General features: G+C 65.0%; 6 protein-coding genes, 1 other RNA gene and 2 pseudogenes. 5 read left to right on the top strand and 4 right to left on the bottom strand.

Annotated elements, in window-relative coordinates:
* The 5 genes and pseudogenes from Y887_RS16850 to Y887_RS16870 form a co-directional block, all read left to right on the top strand.
* Positions 1-98 (top strand): annotated as a pseudogene (locus tag Y887_RS16850) (single-stranded DNA-binding protein); the annotation flags it as partial.
* A gap of 990 nt (positions 99-1,088) precedes the next feature.
* Positions 1,089-1,991: a hydroxypyruvate isomerase family protein gene (locus Y887_RS16855; RefSeq protein ID WP_084726086.1), complete on the top strand. Its 903-nt coding sequence runs from the start codon at positions 1,089-1,091 to the stop codon at positions 1,989-1,991.
* A gap of 30 nt (positions 1,992-2,021) precedes the next feature.
* On the top strand, positions 2,022-3,707 hold the full coding sequence (locus Y887_RS16860) for a GMC oxidoreductase (protein WP_046965448.1): 1,686 nt from the start codon (positions 2,022-2,024) through the stop codon (positions 3,705-3,707).
* Positions 3,707-4,282: a gluconate 2-dehydrogenase subunit 3 family protein gene (locus Y887_RS16865; protein WP_046965449.1), complete on the top strand. Its 576-nt coding sequence runs from the start codon at positions 3,707-3,709 to the stop codon at positions 4,280-4,282. Before Y887_RS16860 ends, Y887_RS16865 begins: the two co-directional genes overlap by 1 nt.
* A 44-nt stretch (positions 4,283-4,326) precedes the next feature.
* Complete coding sequence (locus Y887_RS16870; RefSeq protein ID WP_181113288.1) at positions 4,327-5,070, top strand: 3-keto-disaccharide hydrolase; 744 nt, start codon at positions 4,327-4,329, stop codon at positions 5,068-5,070.
* 34 nt (positions 5,071-5,104) lie between these two features.
* Here Y887_RS16870 and Y887_RS19445 read toward each other — a convergent pair.
* From Y887_RS19445 to Y887_RS16885, 4 genes and pseudogenes are all read right to left on the bottom strand, one after another.
* Positions 5,105-5,180, bottom strand: a non-coding RNA gene (locus tag Y887_RS19445) — sX9 sRNA.
* Positions 5,181-5,222: 42 nt separating this feature from the next.
* The gene (locus Y887_RS16875; RefSeq protein WP_181113282.1) at positions 5,223-5,519 is read right to left on the bottom strand and encodes a c-type cytochrome; all 297 of its coding nucleotides are present in this window, start codon (positions 5,517-5,519) and stop codon (positions 5,223-5,225) included.
* An 18-nt stretch (positions 5,520-5,537) separates the two neighbouring features.
* Positions 5,538-6,404, bottom strand: a complete 867-nt coding sequence (locus tag Y887_RS16880; protein WP_046965450.1) for a sugar phosphate isomerase/epimerase family protein — start codon at positions 6,402-6,404, stop codon at positions 5,538-5,540.
* 19 nt (positions 6,405-6,423) lie between these two features.
* Positions 6,424-6,608 (bottom strand): annotated as a pseudogene (locus Y887_RS16885) (gfo/Idh/MocA family oxidoreductase); the annotation flags it as partial.

The raw sequence follows: 6,608 nt of genomic DNA on the forward strand, positions 1-6,608 counted from the left end.
GTGGTGGCCAGGACTATGCTCCGCGTCGTCAGCAGCCGGCCCAGCAGCAGTCGGCACCGCCGATGGACGATTTTGCCGACGACGATATTCCGTTCTAAGCGACTACCTTTTTAGAGATGTAAACAAGGGCCCTTGGCGCATTTGCCAAAGGCCTTTTTTTATCCGAGTTGCTGGGTGCTGGTGCCCTTGTTGCGGTCAGCGTGAAGAAATGGGACCGCTGGAATAGATAGGTCGGCGCGCGCTTGAGCGCCCCAGGGAGTGAAGATGTATCCCGCTCGCGATCCAAGTCGGCACTGCAATGTTTAGGCCGGCGCAATTTTCGGTGACGCACTGCGGCGCCGATCTTTGCGGTACCCATGGTCAATGCGACTGTGGTTTCTGGAATACGCCTCGGCGATGGTCGTTTGCTGGTCCGTATTGCCAAGCGGCGCGCGAGCACCTGCGCGCACAGGAATCCCGCCGCTTGGGTCGGCCGGAAGGCTACGGCACGTCCGATTGGCTGGAGTGGGAGAAGTGCATTGGCAAGTCCGACCACCACAGCCGGCGCTCAAAGACGCTGACGGTTAGGTTGACCTGATTCAGTCGACTACCGTCGCTGCAAGATCGGGTCGTCCCGCTTCGTGCCGAATCGCTCAAGACAGTTGCAGTGTGCGAACCCGGAGCCGCTCAGGCGGCTGCATCAAGTTGCTTCTGCGCATGCGTAGCAGGACAAACTGTCGCTCCATGCCAGGCTTGCCGAAAAGCGAGTCAGCAACGCGTGGCTGGATCCTCTGAAATAGGCCGGATGACCGAAGGAGAACCGGGGCGCTAGCGCGATGGCACGCGTTAACACGTTGTCTGCTTGCGTGCGGAGTTGCTGACCAAAGCACCCCGGTCGACATGGGCTGGGCTTGTCTAGCCGTCCACCTTCTGCGGCGCCCGACATTCCATCACCGTCATGCGCCGGCAGGCGCGACAGGGGTCTTGCCCTGCGCCGGGAATTTCGTGCACTGCGGCTTGCAAAAAAGCGATTCCCTACTCTATGGTGCAATCGATTGAATTGCGGCGAATGCCTAGCATTTGATACCGGTTGGGAGGCCGGAAAACGGATGTCTATCCAATCGAGCGGGCCGGCGCCGGCCGCGGGGTTCACGCGGCGAGATGCGCTGCGCATTGCCGTCGCCGGGAGCGCTGGCCTCGGCGTCGTGGGCATGATGCCTGCGTCTGTCGCTGCCGCTGCCGCACCGCGCAAGGGCAACCTGAAGCATTCCGTGGCCCGCTGGACGTTTCCGCAGCAGTCGATCGCCCAGCTTTGCCAGACGGTGAAGGGCATCGGGTTCGCCGCCATCGATCTGGTCGGTCCTGCGGATTGGCCCACGCTGAAGGCCAACGACGTAGACAGCTCGATGTGCAACGGCGCGGAGATGGGGCTGGACAAGGGCTTTGCCGGCAGTCAGTTCCACGACCAGCTGGTCGAGCGCTACACGCGGCACATCGACTTGGTCGCCGATGCCGGCTATCGCAACCTCATCTGTTTTTCCGGCAACCGCAACGGGATGGACCCCCAGCAAGGCATGGCCCACGCCGAAGCCGGACTCAAGCGCATCCTCGGGCACGCAGAGAAGCGCGGCGTCGTGTTGGTGATGGAACTGCTGAACTCCAAGGTCGATCACCCCGACTACCTGTGCGACCACTCGGCATGGGGCGTGGAGCTGTGCCGACGAATCGGCTCGGACCATTTCGGCCTGCTGTACGACATCTACCACATGCAGATCATGGAGGGCGACATCATCGCCACCATTGGCAAGCATCACGCGTTCTTCAAGCATTACCACACCGCGGGCGTGCCTGGCCGGCACGAGATCGGAGACGCTCAGGAACTGCACTATCCGGCCATTTGTCGCGCAATCCGCGATACCGGTTTCGATGGCTATCTGGCGCAGGAATTCATTCCTACGGCGCCCGATCCCGTTGGCTCGCTGCGCGAGGCGATCCGCCTCTGCGACGTCTGAAACGCTATCCACCAAGGTGAAGTAGAACCCATGGCAGACAATCACTACGACGCCATCGTCGTTGGCTCGGGAATCAGCGGCGGTTGGGCGGCGAAGGAGCTGACCGAGAAAGGCCTCAAGGTCCTGATGCTGGAACGCGGACGCAACATCGAGCACGTCAAGGACTATGTCAACGCGATGAAGGAAGTGTGGGATTTCCCGCACTACAACCGGCCGACCCAGGCAATGAAGGCCGACTATCCGGTGTTGAAGCGCGACTACGGCCTGGTCGAGAACCTGCAGGGCATGTGGGCCAACGAAAAGGAGTCGCCCTACACCGAGCTCAAGCGATTCGACTGGTACCGCGGCTATCACGTGGGCGGCCGCTCGCTGATGTGGGGACGGCAGAGCTATCGCCTGTCGGACCTGGATTTCCAGGCCAACCTCAAGGACGGCATCGCCACCGATTGGCCGATCCGCTACGCCGACATCGCGCCCTGGTACGACTACGTGGAGAAGTTCGCCGGCATCGCCGGCACGCGCGAGGGCCTGGACGTGTTGCCCGATGGCGAGTTCCTGCCGCCGATCCCGTTGAACATCGTCGAAAAGGACGTGGCCGCGCGGATCAAGAAGGCCTTCGGCGGGACCAGGCACCTGATCCACTCGCGCACCGCGAATATCACCCAGCCCATGGTCGAGCAGGGCCGTGTCAACTGCCAGTATCGCAACAAGTGCATCCTGGGCTGCCCTTTCGGCGCCTACTTCTCGACCCAGTCGGCGACGCTACCGGCGGCCATGAAGACCGGCAACCTGACCTTGCGGCCCTTCTCGATCGTCAAGGAAGTGCTCTACGACAAGGACCGCAAGCGTGCGCGCGGCGTGGAGATCATCGATGCAGAGAGCGGACAGACCTATCAGTACACGGCCAAGGTCATTTTCCTCAATGCGTCTTCGTTCAACTCGAGCTGGCTGCTGATGAACTCGGCCACCGATGTCTGGGAAGGCGGGCTGGGGTCTTCGTCCGGCGAGCTTGGTCACAACGTGATGGACCATCATTTCGGCGCCGGCGCCTCCGGCCGCGTCGAGGGCTTTGAGGACAAGTACTACTTCGGCCGTCGTCCCTGCGGCTTCTACATTCCGCGGTTCCGTAACGTCGCCGCGGACAAGCGCGGCTACCTGCGCGGGTTCGGCTACCAGGGCGGTGCCAGCCGCACCGGCTGGTCGCGCGAGATCGCCGAGCTGAACATCGGCGCCGACCTGAAGGACGCGCTGACCGTGCCGGGCGACTGGCGCATCGGCATGACCGGATTCGGCGAAATGCTGCCTCACCACGACAATACGATTCGCCTGGATCCGCAGCGCAAGGACAAATGGGGATTGCCGGTGCTGGCGATGGATGTGTCCCTGCGCGCGAACGAGAAGGCCATGCGCAAGGACATGGCCGCCGATGCCGCCGAGATGTTCGAGGCGGCCGGGGTCAAGGACGTGCAGATGCACGATGACGACTACGCCCCGGGCAAGGGCATCCATGAGATGGGCACCGCCCGCATGGGCCGCGACCGCAGCAACTCGGTGCTGAACCAGCACAACCAGGTCTGGGACGCGCCGAACGTCTACGTGACCGATGGCGCCTGCATGACCTCCAGCGCCTGCGTCAATCCCTCGTTGACCTACATGGCGCTGACGGCGCGGGCAGCGGACCATGCGGTGCGCGAACTGAAAGCGGGGAACCTGTGATGGAACGCCGCGACCTGCTGAAGATGATCGTTGCCGCCACCGGCGCGGCCATGGTCGGCCTGCCTGCGCTCGTGCATGCACAGGGGCCGGTCGCGGGGGCGAAGACGCTCTTCTCCGCCGCCGAGGTCGGCACGCTGGACGAGATCGCCGACACCATCCTGCCGCGGACCGCAACGCCGGGGGCGAAGGACGCCGGCGCCGGCCCGTTCATGGCGCAATTCGTCACCGACTGCTACACCGCCCGGCAGCAGAAGACGTTCCGCGCCGGCCTGGCCGAGATCGACAAACGTGCCGGCGGCCGCTTCGTGTCGCTGGCGCCGCAGGCCCGCACCGAGCTGCTGCGCGCGCTGGATGCAGAGGCCAGGAAACATGTCGTCAAAACGACCGATACCGGCACTGCCGAAGTGGCGGAGGCGATGCCGCATTACTTCACCATGATCAAGCAGCTCGCCATCTTCAGCTTCTTCAGCTCGAAGCTCGCCGCGACCGAAGTGCTGCGCTATGTCGCCGTGCCGGGCCGTTACGACGGCGACCTGGCCTACGCCCCCGGTACGCCCGCCTGGGCGACCAACTGATGCACCGCGAGGATTCGCCCATGCGCTACTTCCCCGGGAACACGATGACCAGACCCCTGTTGATGGCGGCCGGCCTGCTGGCCGCAGCGCCTGCATTCGCGCAGGCCAGCGGCGACCCGTCGCGCGATCCGACCAAGACCGAGGCGTGGACGCCCGTGCCCGCGATCGTGGCCACGCCGCCGGGCGGCGCGCCCTCCGACGCGATCGTGCTGTTCGATGGCAAGGATCTCTCGGCGTGGGAGTCGGAGCAGGGCGGACGGGTGCCCTGGAGCGTCGCCGACGGCGCGCTGACCGTGGTCCCGGGGAGCAAGGGCATCCGGACCAGGCAGCGCTTCTGCGACATCCAGCTGCATGTCGAGTGGCGCACGCCTACCGCGACCCGGGGATTCGACGGCCAGCAGCGGGGCAACAGCGGCATCTTCCTGCAGGAACTGTATGAGCTGCAGGTGCTCGACAGCTACAACAACCCCACCTATGCCAATGGCCAGGCCGGCGCGATCTACAAGCAGGCCATTCCGCTGGTGAACGCCTCGCGTGCGCCGGGTCAGTGGCAGGCCTACGACATCATCTGGAAGGCGCCCCGCTTCTCGCAGGGCGGCGGGCTGATCTCACCCGCGCGCATCACTGTCCTGCACAACGGCGTGCTGGTGCAGAACGACACCGTCGTGGCGGGCAAGACCGAGTACATCGGCGCGCCGTCGTACGCGCCACACGCGTGCGCGCCGATCTCCCTGCAGGAGCACGATTCCAGGGTCAGCTATCGCAACATCTGGGTGCGCGAGCTGTAGCGCCGGCACGCATTGGGCGCCGGTAGCTGAGAGCGGCTAACAGAACGTCGCGGGCAGTCGTCAGGTGGGCGTGAGCGGCGCTGCGGGACCGCCGTGTACGCGTGGTACACGCCGATCCCGAGCACCGGCCGNNGTCGTTTTGTTCGTTGCTCCTATTGCGCCAGGAAGCTGGCGATATCGTCAACCTCCTGTTGCGACAGCTGGGAAAAGGGCGGCATCAATCCGCCGCCCTTGCTGATTTTTTCCTTGATCTGCGCGGGCGGCAGCCGCTTGCCCACGTCGGTGAGTGCGGGGAACGTGGGCGGCACGCCCGCGCGATTGGCGCCGTGGCAGGCCGTGCAGTGCGTTGCGTAGAGCTGCGCGCCCGCCGTCGGGTCGTCCTTGGACCACGCCGTGGTCGCAAGCGTCGTCCCCAGCAGCGCCACGGCCAGTGTCAGGATCGGTTTCAAGCGGGGCTCCTTTGCGCGCTAGCGATGGGTGCCGGCGGGCAGGCTGGCGGGCAGGTGTTCGCGCAGGTAGTCGGCACCGGCCTGGATGACCGTCGCCGGATCGCGTGGCTGGTCGTGCTCGATGATGTACCAGCGCACGTCGGCCGCCGCTGCGGCAGGCAGGATCGCATTCCAATCCAGCACGCCGCGGCCCACGGCGGCGAAGCCGCCCTCGTCCTCGGCCTGGCCTTGCGGGGCATTGTCCTTGGCGTGTACCGCGAACATGCGGCCCTTGAACTTGCCCAGCATCACCGCCGGGTCGTAGCCCGCGCGCGCAACCCAGGCCAGGTCCAGCTCGGTCTTAAGATCGGGGCCGGCCGCTGCGAACAGCAGTTCCAGGCCGGTCTTGCCATCGAAGTCGACCAGTTCGAAGTCGTGGTTGTGGTAGGCCAGGCGCATGCCCTTGGCCCGCACCCGCTTCGAGAGTTGGCCCAGTTCCTTACCCAATGCGGTCCAGCCCGCGGCATCGGTCGGCCGATCCTTCTGATCCAGGTAAGGCACTACCAGCGTGGTGTTGCCGATCGATCGGTTGAAGGCGACTGCGCCGTCCAGGTCCTTGCGCAGATCGGCCAGTTGCACGTGCGACGAGATCGCCTTGATCGAATACCTGTCCAGCAGCTGCTTGAGTTCTGCAGCGCTGACGTTCTGCGTGCCGACCGTTTCCACCGCGCCCACGCCCGCGTCGTGGACGATCTTCAGCTGTTGGTCGAGCGAGCCGGCGTTGCGCAGCGAGTACATCTGCACCGCGATGGGCGTTTGCGGGCCGGCGGCGTCGCGTGCGAAGGCGGGCAGGGCGACAAGGAGCAGCAGTGCGAGGGTCGCGGTCTTGCGTATAGATGTATGCATCAAGAAGTCCTCCCGGGATTCAACCGATGGCCGTCCAGGCACGCGACCTGGCCGATGTGATGACGCGATCGACGATCAGCGCCGAGCGCACCCCGTCTTCGAAGGTAGGCAGGCCGTCCGGCTGCTCGCCTTCGATGGCGCGATAGGTGTCGGCGACGAACGCCTCGAAGCAATCGCCGTAGCCTTGCGCGTGCCCGGCCGGCA

Source organism: Xanthomonas pisi DSM 18956, from assembly GCF_001010415.1.
GTDB lineage: Bacteria > Pseudomonadota > Gammaproteobacteria > Xanthomonadales > Xanthomonadaceae > Xanthomonas > Xanthomonas pisi.

What these genes read in the sequence shown, in the direction of transcription:
- Y887_RS16855 (WP_084726086.1), top strand. Translation starts at nt 1,089, where the DNA reads ATGTCTATCCAATCGAGCGGGCCGGCGCCGGCCGCGGGGTTCACGCGG.
- Y887_RS16860 (WP_046965448.1), top strand. Translation starts at nt 2,022, where the DNA reads ATGGCAGACAATCACTACGACGCCATCGTCGTTGGCTCGGGAATCAGC.
- Y887_RS16865 (WP_046965449.1), top strand. Translation starts at nt 3,707, where the DNA reads ATGGAACGCCGCGACCTGCTGAAGATGATCGTTGCCGCCACCGGCGCG.
- Y887_RS16870 (WP_181113288.1), top strand. Translation starts at nt 4,327, where the DNA reads ATGACCAGACCCCTGTTGATGGCGGCCGGCCTGCTGGCCGCAGCGCCT.
- Y887_RS16880 (WP_046965450.1), bottom strand. Translation starts at nt 6,404, where the DNA reads ATGCATACATCTATACGCAAGACCGCGACCCTCGCACTGCTGCTCCTT.